The organism is Pseudomonas sp. P9_2, assembly GCF_034008255.1.
In the GTDB taxonomy this organism is placed as follows: Bacteria; Pseudomonadota; Gammaproteobacteria; order Pseudomonadales; family Pseudomonadaceae; genus Aquipseudomonas; species Aquipseudomonas synxantha_A.
In genome coordinates this window covers 3,159,561-3,175,956 of the sequence record NZ_CP125376.1, presented here as the reverse complement: position 1 = coordinate 3,175,956, position 16,396 = coordinate 3,159,561, and the positions used below count along the sequence as shown (strand labels likewise).

Below are 16,396 nucleotides of genomic sequence, written 5' to 3'. Positions count from 1 at the left end.
GATAGACCCCGACTGCACAGGGTTTATCGGGCTTTTTCGTTTATCGCCCTAGAGAAAGGCGTAGGCAATACCCTGCTTCGGCGCGCCACCTCGTCTTCCCCACAACTCCACTCGCCCATCGATGACCGCCATCGAGTGGCGATCATAGGCCACGACACCGAGCTTACCGCTCGCCAGCTCACTGCTCGAAGACTGCCTGTAAAGCCCTTTCAACCCCAGGCGATTCAACGCTTCGTGGGGCATTTCGCCGTTATTCAGACTTTGCATCGCATGGGCGAAACTTAACTTCGAGGTATTCGGGTTGTCATCCAGGCCATTCCCTTCCAGCTGTGCACGCTTGGCACTTGCAGCAAACATGAAGTTAGCATCAGTCAACATCTGCGGATTATCGCCCTTGAACTGTGCGTACCTGGCCGCCTGCTTCAACTCATCCTTGGACAAATCAAGTTTGAACTGATCGCGCATGGTCACCTGATAGCCATCCGCCGTTTCTTTAACCTCTTTGAAAACGTCAGTGGGCTTCTGACCAAACTTCATCATTGCGCCCTTGATCGCTGAAACGGTGACGCAATTGCCGTCCGGCCCCTGGCTGAAGCCACTCCAGATATTGTATGGTTTTTTCCCTGGGTTACTTTGATCAGGCTTGTAGTTGAAGTGCTTGGAGCCTTCGGTAATCGGCAGATTACTCATGGGCTCGCTGGGGCCGAAATTGTCGGGGTTCGGCCTACCGCCGCCACCTCCACCACCTGGCGATGGGCCAGGGGAAGGCGGTGAGGGAGTTGGCGATGCATCATCCTGTTCCGGGAACCACAATTTCATCAAGCGCCGCAGAAAGTCCAACCAAGAGACGTCAGCCTTCTCCATCAGCTCGTTCATGATCTCTTTGAATTTTTCGTCACCGAGTTCTTCGCGCTTATCGTTCAGCTTGTCGCGAAGGTCTTGAGCGGTCTGGCTCTTGGAGGTTTTTTCGGCATCCATCAATTCGCTGAGTAGTTGCCTGACTGACTCAGCGTCGGTGTCTTGGGTTTTTCCGGGATCATCCGGCTGACTCGTGCGTCCGTATAAGCCCGCACTATCGTTATTCAGGACAAACCAATAACTTCCTGATGGTGCCCCTTCCCACTGCTCGTAAATCGCCATGCATCTCTCCCTGCTGATCCATGGGCGGCATGCGCCCGTGACTCGTCCGTGGCGCAATGGGCGTTGGGCGTTCCAGCAGCAAGGCGAGATGAAACAGGCGGTAAACAAATAACACGCGCACAAAAAAAGCCCCTCGATCGAGGGGCTTTTTTTGTGCGCGTGTTGAGCGACGGTATCAGGTCATCTGAATGATGGTCTGCATGATGGTACTTTGGGTGGAGATGGTCTTGGCGTTCGCCTGGTAGTTGCTCTGGGCCTTGATCAGGTCAACCAGCTCGTTGGTCAGGTTGACGTTGGAGGCTTCCAGAGAGGAGCCCTTGATAGAACCCAGCGTGCCAGCTTCCGGCGCGTCGTAACCCGGCTGGCCCGATGCGAAGGTCTCTTTCCAAGTAGTACCGCCAGCCGGCTGCAAGCCTTGCTCGTTGTTGAAGCTGGCCAGGGAAATCTGGCCGATGGCTTTGCTCTGCTGGTTGCTGAAGGTCGCGAACAATACACCGCTGCCGTCGACTTTCAGGCCAGTGATCTGGCCAGTGGCATAACCGTCAGTGACCGGCGGGTTGCGGTAGCTGGCCGAGTTGTACTGGGTGACATTGCCCATGTTGATAGCGATGCCATCCTTGTTCGCTGACGCATCGTTGGCCTTCCAGACACCGTCGGTCACTGTACCGGGTACCCAATCCTTAATGGTCAGGGTGTTGCCGGCAACACCACCGGTCACGATGCTCTTGAGATTACCGGCACCATCGAAAGCCAGGGTCGACGGCACTGGCGCTTTCACATCAGGCCCGGTACCGGTCGGAGGCGAACCGTCAGGGTTACGGCCATCGATCAAGGTGTAGGACTGCCACTCGTTGGCACCGGTTTTCACCACGTACTGAACCATCGGGTGCGCGTTGCCCTGGGAGTCATACAATGTAGTGCCGTATTGCGTGGTGAAGGTTTCTGACTTGGTTGGGTCAAAGGGGTTCTTGGTCTGGTCGATTACCGGCGACGAGGAGTTAAGGTTGCTGGCCGAATCCACCTTGGTGGACGCCTTCGGTGGCAGGTTCGCCAGGTTCAGTTGCAGGTCGACCAGACCACCCTTGTTGATCTTGCCATTCTCGTCCGCAGCGTAACCCTGCAGACGCGAAGTGCCAGTGTTGTTGGTGATGTAGCCGTCCTTGTCCGCACGGAAAGCACCGCTTCGGGTGTATTCCAGCGAGCCGTCGCCACCCTTCTGCACGAAGAAACCACCGCCCTGGATCGCCATGTCGAGGATGCCGCCACCGCCGTTGACGTCGCCCTGGGTGAACTGCTGCGACACCGCCGCCAGGTTCACACCGTTGCCGATGGTGTTCTGGCCAGTGCCAAGTTTGGAAGCCGCATAAATATCGGAAAATTCCGCACGAGATGACTTGAAGCCGGTGGTCGCAACGTTGGCGATGTTGTTGCCGGTCACGTCCAGTTGTTTGTTGGCCGCATAGAGGCCGCTAAGGCCGATATTAAAAGACATGTTTCTCTCCCTCTGCCGTATTTAGCCGGCTCTATGTACCGATAGTCTGAATTTGCGACAGCTTGACGCTGCCCATGCCGCCTGCAAGGTTGAGCAGCATTTCGCCGCCGGTCTTGCTCAAGGTCACGCTGGTTACGGTGGCTGGCAGCGAGGTGGCCAGGGAAACCGAGTCACCCTTGTCGTTCTTGGTGCTGGCATTGAAGGTGTAAGTGCCGGCGGGGGCGACCTCGCCCTTGTCGTTCTTGCCGTCCCAGATAAAGCTCTGGCTGCCGGCACTCTGCGCGCCCATATCCACGGTGCGCACGACGTTGCCGTCCTTGTCGGTGATTTTGACGGAAACGTTGCCCACCGCCGATGGCACCTCTACCGAACCGTTCATGCTCTTGCTGGTATCAACCATGGCTTTGTCGGTCTGGATAATGATCGACCGCCCCACCAGCGATGAAGCCTGCAGCGCTTGCGAAGAGCTGAAGTTGCTGGAGATGTTATTCACCGAGTCGTTCAGGGTGTTGATGCCTTCCAGGCTGCTGAACTGGGCAAGTTGGGCCACGAACGCGCCGTTGTCCTGGGGCGACAGCGGGTTCTGGTTTTTCAGCTGGGTTACCAGTAACTGCAGGAATGCGTCCTTGCCCAACGCCTGGTTGCCAGTGGCTGCTTTGGAAACATTCGAGACATTGTTCGAAGCGTCCTTGACCTTGGAATTGAACAGGTCCTGGACTGCCGTGTTGTTTGACGTATCAACGATGGCCATTATTTGGCGCCCCTTATTACTGACCCAGGGTCAGGACCTTCTGCATCATGGCTTTGGCGGTGTTCATCATTTCCGCATTGGTCTGGAACGAACGACTGGCGGAGATCATGTCAGCCATTTCCTCGACCACGTTGACGTTGGGGTAGTAGACGTAACCCTTTTCGTTCGCGGCCGGATGGTTGGGCTCGTAACGGGCCTCCAGGTTGCTCTGGTCTTCGACCACACCCAGCACCTGCACGCCGGAGCCGGCTGCGTCCTGGTTCTGGAACAACGAATCGCTGCCACCGGCCTGGCCACCCTGGAACATGGTGGCAAACACCGGGTGACGGGCACGGTAAGTCTGGTCAATGCTCGAAGAGACGGTCTCGGCGTTGGCGATGTTACTGGCGACGGTGTTCAAACGCGTGGTCTGCGCGCTCATGCCACTGCCGGCAATATTGAAAACACTGGACAGGGACATGGCTTATTCTCCACGCAGGGCTGACATCAGCCCTTTGAATTTGCTGTTGAGCAGGGTAAAGCTGGCCTGGAAATTCACCGAGTTCTCGGCGTAGTTCGATTGCTCCAACTGCGCGTCGACGGTGTTCTGGTCGATCGACGGCTGCATCGGCGTGCGATACAGCAACGACTCGTCACCCTTGCTCAGGCCTTGCGCTTCGATATGACGGCTGTTGGTCATGTTCAAGGCGAAGGTGCCGTTCCTGGTCTTGTCTTGCTGTGCGGCGAGCACGGCAGAGAAGTCCAGGTCCCGAGCCTTGTAGTTCGGGGTATCGGCGTTGGCAATGTTATTGGCCAGGACTTCGGCACGCTGGGCGCGAAAGCCCAGGGCTTGTTCATGGATACCGAGCGCTTTATCGAAGCTGATGCTCATGGCGGAAACCTTTAGGCTGACCTGCTGTTCGTTAGCAGGGTTATAGCAAGGTGCGTGCCAGTCTTTCAGGAGCCCGTATATCAAGGGTTTCGAGGGTAGGTGCCGGCGACTATGCCAGAAAAGCGGCAACGGGTTTCCGCGTGGCGCCAGTAAAGCGGCAATGGGGAGTTGCCGCTTTCTTCAACGTTGCCGCAGAAACAAATGTGGGAGGGGGCTCGCTCCCGATAGCGGTGTATCAGTGATAAAGACATCAACTGAACCACCGCTATCGGGAGCAAGCCCCCTCCCACACTTTAACTGCGTGCGACTTACTTGGCCTGGTAGATGATCCCCGGGCTGCACTGCACCATCTGGTAATGGTCCGGCAGGCCATTCAAGGCTTCGGAAGCGCCGAGGAACAGGTAACCGCCGCGCTTGAGCGTGCCGTGGATGCGCAGCAGGATGTCTTTCTTCACTTCGGCCGAGAAATAGATCAGCACGTTGCGGCAGAACACCATGTCGAACTTGCCCAGGCTGGCGTAGCTGTCGAGCAGGTTGAACGAGCGAAACTCCACGCGGTTCTTGATCGGTGCCTTGATCGCCCAGCGCCCGGCGCCTTTGGGGTCGAAGTAACGCTGCAGGCGCTCCTGGGATAAACCGCGGCCCAGGGCCAGGCTGTCGTACTCACCGGTCTTGCAGTTGGTAAGCATGGTGCCGGACAAGTCGGTAGCAACAATTTGCGCGCCGGCTTTCAACTGGCCCATGTTGGTTCGCTCGAACTCGTCGATGGACATCGAGATCGAGTAGGGTTCCTGCCCCGACGAACAGGCCGCCGACCAGATGCGCAGGCGCTGGCCCGGGCTGGCCTTGATGGCTTCCGGCAACACTTTGTTCTTGAGCACTTCAAAGGGGTAGGTATCGCGAAACCACAGGGTTTCGTTGGTGGTCATTGCATCGACCACCATTTCCTTGAGCCCGCTGCGCGGCTGCCCCTGGATCCGCTGGACCAACTCACCCAGGGACTTGATGCCCTGCTGTTCCATCAGTTTGTTGAGACGGCTGGATACCAGGTACTGCTTGTTTTCACCGAGCAATATGCCACAGGCTTTTTCCAGGAAGACCCGGAACTGTTCGAAATCCAAATTACCCGTAGACAATGATACCGCCTCTTAAATCGTGTGATCGCCGGGGGAAATCCCCTAGCCGTGATCTGCTGCCTTGATCCGGTCGACTACCCGGGATGCGAGGTCATCAGGACGGAACTTGGCCAGAAAGTCATCAGCACCAACCTTCTTGACCATTGCCTGATTGAATACCCCCGACAACGAAGTATGCAGGATGATATGCAGTTTTTGCATGCGTGGATCGTTGCGTATCTCGGCCGTGAGCGTGTAGCCGTCCATTTCCGGCATCTCGATGTCGGAGATCATCATCAGGAATTCTTCTTCGGGCTTCTTGCCTTCGTCCACCAGTTTGCGCAGGTAATCCAGGGCCTGACGACCATCATTGAGGGCCACCACGTCTACACCAACGGTCTGCAGGCAGCGTGTGACCTGCTTGCGCGCCACTGAGGAGTCGTCCACAGTCAATACGCGCAGGGACACCGCCTTGTGTGCAGTCTCGGCATCCACCACACCCACAGAGATGGTTTCCGAGGTGGGTGCCACTTCGGCGAGGATTTTTTCCACGTCGATGATTTCGACCAACTGGTTATCGACCCGTGTCACCGCCGTCAGGTAGTGATCGCGCCCGGTGCCCTTGGGCGGCGGATGGATCTCTTCCCAGTTCATATTGACGATACGCTCCACCGAGCGCACCAGGAAACCCTGGGTCTTGGTGTTGTACTCGGTGATGATCACAAAGGGGTTCTGGCGGTCTTGCAAACCCGCCGAGCCCGTGGCCATCGCCAGGTCAAGAATGGGAATAGTTGCGCCACGGATGTTGGCTACACCACACACCACTGGGCTGGACTTGGGCATGATCGTCAGCTTTGGGCATTGCAGCACTTCCCGCACTTTGAATACGTTGATGCCATACAACTGTTTGCCATCCAGGCGAAAAAGCAACAACTCCAGGCGATTCTGCCCTACCAGCTGTGTGCGCTGGTTTACTGAATCCATTACACCTGCCATGCCCTGACTCCTAAATCCTGGGGGTACGACGCGCACCCAACACTAAACGGCACGAGCTTTGCTATTTATTAAATATGGATATTAAAACGACAGTTTCCCGACGCCCTAGCCACCGCAGGCTGTTCTGCGCCGTGATGGCGCTGCTTGCCTTGAGCATTGGCGCTACCGCACGCGCCGACAATGTCACCCTGCCTGATCTCCTTATCGGCGTCACCCAAGGTTTTCTTGAATTCACTGTAGAAGATTATCTGGCGACCACGCAGACGCCGGGACGTTATGAAATTCAGGTCAGCCAGTTGGACCCGCGCTTGCGCATGCCGATGTGCGACAAGGAATTGACAGCCACGCTGGAAAGCCCTGCCCAGCCCATCGGACGCGTAACGGTAAAAGTTCGCTGTGAAGGCGCCTCGCCCTGGACGGTATTCGTGCCGGCTCAGGTCAAGCTGTTCCGCGATGTGGTAGTGGTCGCGCGGCCGTTGAAACGCACCGGCATCATCGGCTACGAGGATGTGGCCCTGCGCGAGCGCGATATCAGCCTGATCAACCAGGGCTACCTGACCTCAGTGGATCAGGCTATCGGGCAGAGACTCACCCGACCAATGGTCACCGATCAGGTCATCACACTGGTTCACCTGGAACAGGCTGAAGTGATTCGCAAGGGTGACCAGGTGGTGATTTCGGCCAGCAGTGGCGGGCTGAACGTAAGGATGCCAGGGGAGGCACTGTCCAATGGCGGCATGAGCGAGCAGATTCGCGTCAAGAATCTCAACTCCAATCGCGTGATCAAGGCGCGGGTCACGGCGCCTGGTCAGGTCGAGGTCGCTTTATAGATCACTGGAATCACAGGCCGGCTTTTCCTACACTGTGTGTTGGATGTCGAGCGGTACAGGTTTATTGTCAATCGAGCCTAAAGTTTGCCCGGGTATGGCCGAAAACATGGCAAGCGTCCAAATACCCAGAGGTTTTTTCACCATGGTCATTGATTTCAGTCGTTTGAATAACACCCAGGCTTTGCCGGGCAATACGCGCACCAACGGTGTCAAGGACAGCGTAGAAGCCAAGTCCCAGCCCTTGCCCGCCAAGGCAGAGCAGGCCAGCGCCAGCCAGAGCGGGGAATCGGTACACCTGAGCAATGAGGCTCAACAGTTGCAGAAGGTCACTGACTCGCTGCGTGATCAGCCGGTTGTCAATAAAGCTCGCGTGGCTGAGTTGAAACAGGCCATCGCCGACGGCAGCTATAAAGTCGACAGCAGCCGTGTAGCCAATAAGCTGCTTAACTTCGAAGCCGAGCGCTAGGCAAAAGCCTGCGCAGGGCTTTTGGACGCTTAAAACCCAAGGCCAGCCATGCACCCCGACGAACATCTGCTTCAACTGATCATTGATGATCTGGCGCCAACGCACCAGTTGCTTGAGCTGCTCAAGGAAGAATCCCTGGCCCTGTACGGCCGGGACATGCCCTTGCTCGAAGAAATCCTGGCGCGCAAGCAGTCGCTGATTGTGTTGCTCGAACAACACGGCAAGAAGCGCAGCCAGATACTCATCAGCCTGGGCCTGCCTGCCGATCACGAAGGCCTGGCACAACTGGCTAGCCACTCCTCGGTCGGTGATCAATTACTGGCGCAAAGCAAAGAACTCAATCAATTGCTTGCCCAGTGCCAGGAAGCCAACCTGCTCAACGGCCAATCAATCCAGCTTCAGCAAGCCACGACCGCCAATCAGTTGCGCATACTGCACGGTGGTGAGCCTCCGGCCCTGTACAACGCCCAAGGCTCCACCTCTCGCCTGGTCAAGCCAAGTACCCGCAGCCAAGCCTGACACCGGTTTACAGCGCGACCTATCCAAGGAGCGCTACATACTGGCAAAATGCCGGTTCTTGCGTGTAGTCGTACTTTGTCTGGAGATGGAAGAACCGTGTTCAACGCCCCTAATGCGGAAGATGCACCGCAGCCACCGAAGGTGCTCACTACGCCTCTGGAAGTCGCCAGCACATTACGGATGCTGCAAGAAAGCCATGATCCGCTGATCATCACTTTCCACGAACGCAGCCAGCGCTTTCAGAGCTATTTGGTGGATATTGATCGGGACAGCAAAACGCTGGCCCTGGATGAAATGATCCCCCGAGACGGTGAGCGCTACCTCGAGAACGGCGAACCCTTTCGTATCGAAGGCTTCCATGAAGGTGTACGGGTTGCCTGGGAAAGCAATGGCACGCTGAACATCAGCGAAAAAGACGGCCACCGTATCTATAGCGGCAGCATGCCTGACGAGGTGGTTTATCATCAGCGGCGCAATGCATTTCGCGCCGCACTGAAACTTGCGCAATTGGTGAATATCGAACTGGGCGGCGAGAAGCTCAAGGCACCGATCAGCGGCAAACTTCTGGACATTTCCGCCACTGGCTGCAAATTGCGCTTTGAAGGCGATATCTCCGAGCGCCTTCAGTTGGGCCAGGTCTATGACCGCTTTATCGCCGCCCTGCCCTTTGGCAGCATGACCACCTCCGTCGAACTGCGCTACCTGCACTTCGAAGACAAGATCAACACGACCTTTGCTGGCGTGCGTTTTCACAACATGAGTGGTTTGGTGCAGCGCCAGGTGGAGCGTTTTGTCTACCAGCTGCAGCGCGAGGCTCGGCGCTTCGACAAGGACGATGATCTTTAAGGTTTAGACGCTGAAATAAAAAACGGGCAGTTCCTGATAGGAACTGCCCGTTTTCATTCAGGGGCGTGCCCTGCTCAAGTCATGGGGATGTTCATCCGGGTCTACCGGCTCCTGCGGCTCTTCATTGGCTGGCTCATCAGTTACCGGGTCTGGCTCGGGTTCCGGGTCAGGGACAGTGACCTGCATCTGCTCCTGCACCACTTGCTCATCCACCCGTGGGTCGAGCGCTGCTACCAGCGGTGAACTGGACATGCTGTCAGGCATCGCTACGTGATGCAGCGGGGCGTCGTCGACCTGGTGCAGGTTGGTCACTGCTTTGGGACGGATGCGCCATACCAGGATCAACGCACACAAACTGAAAAACGCGTAGAGCATCTGGCTGCCGAACAACTTCATCACGACACCCGCCAACAGTGGGCCGATACTGGCGCCTATGCCGTAGGTCACCAACAACATGGCCGTCAGCGAAACCCGACGATCACCTTCTACATGATCGTTGGAAAAAGCCACTGCCAATGGGTAAAGGCAGAACTGCACCAGCGAACAGAAGAAGCCTGCCACAAACAGCACTTCCAGCGGTACTTGAGTCATGATCGCCAGCGGCAACGCTGTTACGGCCAGGCACAACGCAAAGCAGCGAATCAACAGCGCGCGGTCATAGCGGTCCGATAGCCATCCCAGCGGCCACTGAACGACCAAGCCGGCAAAAATGCAGCTACCCATGAACAAGCCGACTTGCTCAGTCGTCAGCCCCTGCTGAGACGCGTAGAGCGGCGCCAAACCGTAGAACGACCCAACGATCAAGCCCGCGCCCAGCACCGTACTGAGAGACTGTGGCACACGCTTTATAAAAAAACGGGGCTCCATCGGGGCCGGGTGCAGGGGCGCGGGGTGAATGCGTCGGGTCATGGCCACAGGCACCAGGCACAACGCAAAACACAACGCGACCAACATCAGCAGTTCAAGCCCAAGGTGAGGATGCATGACCAGGATCAACTGCCCCAGTACCAACCCGAGGTAGGACGCGATCATGTAGCCGCTGAACACTACGCCACGCTGCTTGGCATCCGCCTGTTCATTGAGCCAGCTTTCGATAACCATGTACTGGCACATCATCCCCAGGCCGACGATTATCCGCAGCACGATCCAGGCAGGTAGCCAATCAATCAAGCCATGACCCAGCACTGCCGCGCCGACGATTCCGGCGCAAGTCGCGTAGGCACGAATATGTCCAACGCGGGCTATCAGGCGATGCCCGATCTTGCCGCCCAGTACCAAGCCAAAATAGTTGGCGGCCATCAGCGCACCGACCCACAAACTGTCGACATTGTCTGCCGCCAGGCGCAAGGCCAGGTAAGTACTGAGCAGGCCGGAGCCAATCAGCATCATCAAAGAGGCGAAATAAAGGGCTCGAAAAGATTTCCAGATCTGGCGCATCGGCGTTCCGAGCGGCTCCTTGCGGTAAGGGATTGGGCTATCGGCATGATAGTCCGGGTGGTCGGGTCCGGACAGGCGGTGCGGCCTGTTTCCGGGGATTATTTTGCATAAGAGCTCAGACGTTGCACCTGTGTCTGTAGGTACACAACGGTAGAGATAAATACATGACGCCCCTGCTGTGAACCCTGAAGCGCTGCAAGGTTCGACTGATCTTTGAGGCTTTGCAAAAAGCTGTGGGTATTGAATAGCTCGGTACTTTTCAACCGCCCAAAACAAAACCCCTGTTTGCGTTAGCAAACAGGGGTTTCGGAATTTAATCTTGACGATGACCTACTCTCACATGGGGAAACCCCACACTACCATCGGCGATGCATCGTTTCACTGCTGAGTTCGGGATGGGATCAGGTGGTTCCAATGCTCTATGGTCGTCAAGAAATTCGGGTACTGAGTCGTGACCAGTTGGCCTCGCTTCAGCAAATTGGGTATGTGACAGCTTTCGGTGTTTTGTGAGCGTCGAACTTTCGGTTCATTGCGTCTTCACACACCGCAATCTGATGCTCGTTAGAGTAGTCAAATTGCTTGGGTGTTATATGGTCAAGCCTCACGGGCAATTAGTATTGGTTAGCTCAACGCCTCACAGCGCTTACACACCCAACCTATCAACGTCGTAGTCTTCGACGGCCCTTCAGGGAACTCAAGGTTCCAGTGAGATCTCATCTTGAGGCTAGTTTCCCGCTTAGATGCTTTCAGCGGTTATCTATTCCGAACATAGCTACCCGGCAATGCCACTGGCGTGACAACCGGAACACCAGAGGTTCGTCCACTCCGGTCCTCTCGTACTAGGAGCAGCCCCTCTCAAATCTCAAACGTCCACGGCAGATAGGGACCGAACTGTCTCACGACGTTCTAAACCCAGCTCGCGTACCACTTTAAATGGCGAACAGCCATACCCTTGGGACCGGCTTCAGCCCCAGGATGTGATGAGCCGACATCGAGGTGCCAAACACCGCCGTCGATATGAACTCTTGGGCGGTATCAGCCTGTTATCCCCGGAGTACCTTTTATCCGTTGAGCGATGGCCCTTCCATACAGAACCACCGGATCACTAAGACCTACTTTCGTACCTGCTCGACGTGTCTGTCTCGCAGTCAAGCGCGCTTTTGCCTTTATACTCTACGACCGATTTCCGACCGGTCTGAGCGCACCTTCGTACTCCTCCGTTACTCTTTAGGAGGAGACCGCCCCAGTCAAACTACCCACCATACACTGTCCTCGATCCGGATAACGGACCTGAGTTAGAACCTCAAAGTTGCCAGGGTGGTATTTCAAGGTTGGCTCCACGCAGACTGGCGTCCACGCTTCAAAGCCTCCCACCTATCCTACACAAGCAAATTCAAAGTCCAGTGCAAAGCTATAGTAAAGGTTCACGGGGTCTTTCCGTCTAGCCGCGGATACACTGCATCTTCACAGCGATTTCAATTTCACTGAGTCTCGGGTGGAGACAGCGCCGCCATCGTTACGCCATTCGTGCAGGTCGGAACTTACCCGACAAGGAATTTCGCTACCTTAGGACCGTTATAGTTACGGCCGCCGTTTACCGGGGCTTCGATCAAGAGCTTCGCGTTAGCTAACCCCATCAATTAACCTTCCGGCACCGGGCAGGCGTCACACCCTATACGTCCACTTTCGTGTTTGCAGAGTGCTGTGTTTTTAATAAACAGTCGCAGCGGCCTGGTATCTTCGACCGGCATGAGCTTACGGAGCAAGTCCTTCACCCTCACCGGCGCACCTTCTCCCGAAGTTACGGTGCCATTTTGCCTAGTTCCTTCACCCGAGTTCTCTCAAGCGCCTTGGTATTCTCTACCCAACCACCTGTGTCGGTTTGGGGTACGGTTCCTGGTTACCTGAAGCTTAGAAGCTTTTCTTGGAAGCATGGCATCAACCACTTCGTTAACTAAAAGTTAACTCGTCATCAGCTCTCGGCCTTAAGATCCCGGATTTACCTAAGATCTCAGCCTACCACCTTAAACTTGGACAACCAACGCCAAGCTGGCCTAGCCTTCTCCGTCCCTCCATCGCAATAACCAGAAGTACAGGAATATTAACCTGTTTTCCATCGACTACGCTTTTCAGCCTCGCCTTAGGGACCGACTAACCCTGCGTCGATTAACGTTGCGCAGGAAACCTTGGTCTTTCGGCGTGGGTGTTTTTCACACCCATTGTCGTTACTCATGTCAGCATTCGCACTTCTGATACCTCCAGCAAGCTTCTCAACTCACCTTCACAGGCTTACAGAACGCTCCTCTACCGCATCACTTACGTGATACCCGTAGCTTCGGTGTATGGTTTGAGCCCCGTTACATCTTCCGCGCAGGCCGACTCGACTAGTGAGCTATTACGCTTTCTTTAAAGGGTGGCTGCTTCTAAGCCAACCTCCTAGCTGTCTAAGCCTTCCCACATCGTTTCCCACTTAACCATAACTTTGGGACCTTAGCTGACGGTCTGGGTTGTTTCCCTTTTCACGACGGACGTTAGCACCCGCCGTGTGTCTCCCATGCTCGGCACTTGTAGGTATTCGGAGTTTGCATCGGTTTGGTAAGTCGGGATGACCCCCTAGCCGAAACAGTGCTCTACCCCCTACAGTGATACATGAGGCGCTACCTAAATAGCTTTCGAGGAGAACCAGCTATCTCCGAGCTTGATTAGCCTTTCACTCCGATCCACAGGTCATCCGCTAACTTTTCAACGGTAGTCGGTTCGGTCCTCCAGTTAGTGTTACCCAACCTTCAACCTGCCCATGGATAGATCGCCCGGTTTCGGGTCTATTCCCAGCGACTAGACGCCCTATTAAGACTCGCTTTCGCTACGCCTCCCCTATTCGGTTAAGCTCGCCACTGAAAATAAGTCGCTGACCCATTATACAAAAGGTACGCAGTCACCCAACAAAGTGGGCTCCCACTGCTTGTACGCATACGGTTTCAGGATCTATTTCACTCCCCTCTCCGGGGTTCTTTTCGCCTTTCCCTCACGGTACTAGTTCACTATCGGTCAGTCAGTAGTATTTAGCCTTGGAGGATGGTCCCCCCATATTCAGACAAAGTTTCTCGTGCTCCGTCCTACTCGATTTCATGACTAAGAGATTTTCGCGTACAGGGCTATCACCCACTATGGCCGCACTTTCCAGAGCGTTCCGCTAATCTCAAAGCCACTTAAGGGCTAGTCCCCGTTCGCTCGCCACTACTAAGGGAATCTCGGTTGATTTCTTTTCCTCAGGGTACTTAGATGTTTCAGTTCCCCTGGTTCGCCTCTTGCACCTATGTATTCAGTACAAGATAACCATCTTATGATGGCTGGGTTCCCCCATTCAGACATCTCCGGATCAAAGTCTGTTTGCCGACTCCCCGAAGCTTTTCGCAGGCTACCACGTCTTTCATCGCCTCTGACTGCCAAGGCATCCACCGTATGCGCTTCTTCACTTGACCATATAACCCCAAGCAATCTGGTTATACTGTGAAGACAACATTCGCCGAAAATTCGAATTTCTCAGTTAAGAGAACTCACAAATTTTACCTTAGCCTGATCCGTTACCAGTGAAAGTAACGTTCAGTCTATCTTTCTATCACATACCCAAATTTTTAAAGAACGAACTAGTCAAAGACTAGAAATCAACATTCACCATCACAACGATGGAATGCTCATTTCTAAGCTTTATACAAACAGAAGCAGTAGTGGTGGAGCCAAACGGGATCGAACCGTTGACCTCCTGCGTGCAAGGCAGGCGCTCTCCCAGCTGAGCTATGGCCCCGTATTTCTACAGGCGTTTCCCACACAAAATTGGTGGGTCTGGGCAGATTCGAACTGCCGACCTCACCCTTATCAGGGGTGCGCTCTAACCAACTGAGCTACAGACCCAATTTCGGGCTGCTTCTTTCGTCTTCTTCAATGAATCAAGCAATTCGTGTGGGAACTTATGGAGCAGCTGATGTCGTCGATTAAGGAGGTGATCCAGCCGCAGGTTCCCCTACGGCTACCTTGTTACGACTTCACCCCAGTCATGAATCACACCGTGGTAACCGTCCTCCCGAAGGTTAGACTAGCTACTTCTGGTGCAACCCACTCCCATGGTGTGACGGGCGGTGTGTACAAGGCCCGGGAACGTATTCACCGCGACATTCTGATTCGCGATTACTAGCGATTCCGACTTCACGCAGTCGAGTTGCAGACTGCGATCCGGACTACGATCGGTTTTATGGGATTAGCTCCACCTCGCGGCTTGGCAACCCTCTGTACCGACCATTGTAGCACGTGTGTAGCCCAGGCCGTAAGGGCCATGATGACTTGACGTCATCCCCACCTTCCTCCGGTTTGTCACCGGCAGTCTCCTTAGAGTGCCCACCATGACGTGCTGGTAACTAAGGACAAGGGTTGCGCTCGTTACGGGACTTAACCCAACATCTCACGACACGAGCTGACGACAGCCATGCAGCACCTGTCTCAATGTTCCCGAAGGCACCAATCCATCTCTGGAAAGTTCATTGGATGTCAAGGCCTGGTAAGGTTCTTCGCGTTGCTTCGAATTAAACCACATGCTCCACCGCTTGTGCGGGCCCCCGTCAATTCATTTGAGTTTTAACCTTGCGGCCGTACTCCCCAGGCGGTCAACTTAATGCGTTAGCTGCGCCACTAAAAGCTCAAGGCTTCCAACGGCTAGTTGACATCGTTTACGGCGTGGACTACCAGGGTATCTAATCCTGTTTGCTCCCCACGCTTTCGCACCTCAGTGTCAGTATTAGTCCAGGTGGTCGCCTTCGCCACTGGTGTTCCTTCCTATATCTACGCATTTCACCGCTACACAGGAAATTCCACCACCCTCTACCATACTCTAGTCAGTCAGTTTTGAATGCAGTTCCCAGGTTGAGCCCGGGGATTTCACATCCAACTTAACAAACCACCTACGCGCGCTTTACGCCCAGTAATTCCGATTAACGCTTGCACCCTCTGTATTACCGCGGCTGCTGGCACAGAGTTAGCCGGTGCTTATTCTGTCGGTAACGTCAAAATTGCAGAGTATTAATCTACAACCCTTCCTCCCAACTTAAAGTGCTTTACAATCCGAAGACCTTCTTCACACACGCGGCATGGCTGGATCAGGCTTTCGCCCATTGTCCAATATTCCCCACTGCTGCCTCCCGTAGGAGTCTGGACCGTGTCTCAGTTCCAGTGTGACTGATCATCCTCTCAGACCAGTTACGGATCGTCGCCTTGGTGAGCCATTACCCCACCAACTAGCTAATCCGACCTAGGCTCATCTGATAGCGCAAGGCCCGAAGGTCCCCTGCTTTCTCCCGTAGGACGTATGCGGTATTAGCGTCCGTTTCCGAACGTTATCCCCCACTACCAGGCAGATTCCTAGGCATTACTCACCCGTCCGCCGCTCTCAAGAGAAGCAAGCTTCTCTCTACCGCTCGACTTGCATGTGTTAGGCCTGCCGCCAGCGTTCAATCTGAGCCATGATCAAACTCTTCAGTTCAAACATCTTTGGGTTTTTAAGAAACCCTAAACTTGGCTCAGCAATCGTTGGTTACATCTTTGATTTCTCGCGGAGTAACTTGTGATGCTGATAATCTTGTTGACTATCAGTCTGACTCCACAAGCACCCACACGAATTGCTTGATTCAGTTGTTAAAGAGCGGTTGGTTAAGATCTTTCGTCTCAACCGAGGCGCGCATTCTACAGCAGCCTCATTTGCTGTCAAGTGATTATTTTCAGAAGCTTTCGAAGATTTCTTCAACAACTTCAACCACTTGCGCTTAAGATCTCTCCGAAGCGGGAGGCGAATTCTACAGGGATTTGCATGTGCGTCAACCCCTTAAATCAAAAAACTCAAAACGCCCATTTGGCCTGCCGTGCACCAGGCCTGGAGCCCTCTGTGA

The 16,396-nt window shown here is 54.8% G+C and carries 12 protein-coding genes, 2 tRNA genes and 3 rRNA genes; 4 read left to right on the top strand and 13 right to left on the bottom strand.

Annotated elements, in window-relative coordinates; translation table 11 throughout:
• Nucleotides 1-48: 48 nt before the first annotated feature.
• The 7 genes from QMK52_RS14195 to QMK52_RS14165 form a co-directional block, all read right to left on the bottom strand.
• Nucleotides 49-1,140 (bottom strand): hypothetical protein, encoded by a 1,092-nt coding sequence (locus tag QMK52_RS14195; RefSeq protein WP_320402996.1) that lies wholly within the window; start codon nucleotides 1,138-1,140, stop codon nucleotides 49-51.
• Nucleotides 1,141-1,315: 175 nt separating this feature from the next.
• Entirely contained in the window at nucleotides 1,316-2,632 is a 1,317-nt protein-coding gene (flgE, locus tag QMK52_RS14190; protein WP_320402995.1) for a flagellar hook protein FlgE, read from the bottom strand.
• A gap of 31 nt (nucleotides 2,633-2,663) precedes the next feature.
• Nucleotides 2,664-3,383, bottom strand: coding sequence for a flagellar hook assembly protein FlgD (flgD, locus tag QMK52_RS14185; protein ID WP_005790585.1), 720 nt, complete (start codon nucleotides 3,381-3,383; stop codon nucleotides 2,664-2,666).
• 16 nt (nucleotides 3,384-3,399) lie between these two features.
• Entirely contained in the window at nucleotides 3,400-3,843 is a 444-nt protein-coding gene (flgC, locus tag QMK52_RS14180; RefSeq protein WP_005790586.1) for a flagellar basal body rod protein FlgC, read from the bottom strand.
• Nucleotides 3,844-3,846: 3 nt separating this feature from the next.
• Complete coding sequence (gene flgB / locus QMK52_RS14175; RefSeq protein WP_122732292.1) at nucleotides 3,847-4,254, bottom strand: flagellar basal body rod protein FlgB; 408 nt, start codon at nucleotides 4,252-4,254, stop codon at nucleotides 3,847-3,849.
• A gap of 308 nt (nucleotides 4,255-4,562) precedes the next feature.
• Nucleotides 4,563-5,390, bottom strand: a complete 828-nt coding sequence (gene cheR, locus QMK52_RS14170) for a protein-glutamate O-methyltransferase CheR (protein ID WP_005790588.1) — start codon at nucleotides 5,388-5,390, stop codon at nucleotides 4,563-4,565.
• Between the two features lie 42 nt (nucleotides 5,391-5,432).
• Nucleotides 5,433-6,365, bottom strand: a complete 933-nt coding sequence (locus QMK52_RS14165; protein ID WP_005790590.1) for a chemotaxis protein CheV — start codon at nucleotides 6,363-6,365, stop codon at nucleotides 5,433-5,435.
• 74 nt (nucleotides 6,366-6,439) lie between these two features.
• Between QMK52_RS14165 and flgA the strand changes: the two genes are divergently transcribed.
• The 4 genes from flgA (at nucleotide 6,440) to QMK52_RS14145 (ending at nucleotide 9,026) form a co-directional block, all read left to right on the top strand.
• On the top strand, nucleotides 6,440-7,195 hold the full coding sequence (flgA, locus tag QMK52_RS14160) for a flagellar basal body P-ring formation chaperone FlgA (protein WP_005790591.1): 756 nt from the start codon (nucleotides 6,440-6,442) through the stop codon (nucleotides 7,193-7,195).
• Between the two features lie 142 nt (nucleotides 7,196-7,337).
• Entirely contained in the window at nucleotides 7,338-7,661 is a 324-nt protein-coding gene (gene flgM, locus QMK52_RS14155) for a flagellar biosynthesis anti-sigma factor FlgM (RefSeq protein WP_005790593.1), read from the top strand.
• 48 nt (nucleotides 7,662-7,709) lie between these two features.
• Nucleotides 7,710-8,180, top strand: a complete 471-nt coding sequence (locus QMK52_RS14150; protein ID WP_320402994.1) for a flagellar protein FlgN — start codon at nucleotides 7,710-7,712, stop codon at nucleotides 8,178-8,180.
• Nucleotides 8,181-8,276: 96 nt separating this feature from the next.
• On the top strand, nucleotides 8,277-9,026 hold the full coding sequence (locus QMK52_RS14145; protein WP_005790597.1) for a flagellar brake protein: 750 nt from the start codon (nucleotides 8,277-8,279) through the stop codon (nucleotides 9,024-9,026).
• 57 nt (nucleotides 9,027-9,083) lie between these two features.
• Here QMK52_RS14145 and QMK52_RS14140 read toward each other — a convergent pair whose 3' ends face one another.
• The 6 genes from QMK52_RS14140 to QMK52_RS14115 form a co-directional block, all read right to left on the bottom strand.
• Entirely contained in the window at nucleotides 9,084-10,463 is a 1,380-nt protein-coding gene (locus QMK52_RS14140) for an MFS transporter (RefSeq protein WP_005790600.1), read from the bottom strand.
• A gap of 317 nt (nucleotides 10,464-10,780) precedes the next feature.
• Nucleotides 10,781-10,896, bottom strand: a 5S ribosomal RNA gene (gene rrf, locus QMK52_RS14135).
• 157 nt (nucleotides 10,897-11,053) lie between these two features.
• Nucleotides 11,054-13,945 (bottom strand): 23S ribosomal RNA (locus QMK52_RS14130).
• Nucleotides 13,946-14,192: 247 nt separating this feature from the next.
• Nucleotides 14,193-14,268, bottom strand: a tRNA-Ala gene (locus tag QMK52_RS14125).
• A gap of 30 nt (nucleotides 14,269-14,298) precedes the next feature.
• A tRNA-Ile gene (locus QMK52_RS14120) sits at nucleotides 14,299-14,375 on the bottom strand.
• A gap of 81 nt (nucleotides 14,376-14,456) precedes the next feature.
• A 16S ribosomal RNA gene (locus tag QMK52_RS14115) occupies nucleotides 14,457-15,993 on the bottom strand.
• Together the 16S, 23S and 5S rRNA genes with 2 tRNA genes alongside form the textbook arrangement of a ribosomal RNA operon.
• Nucleotides 15,994-16,396: the final 403 nt, after the last annotated feature.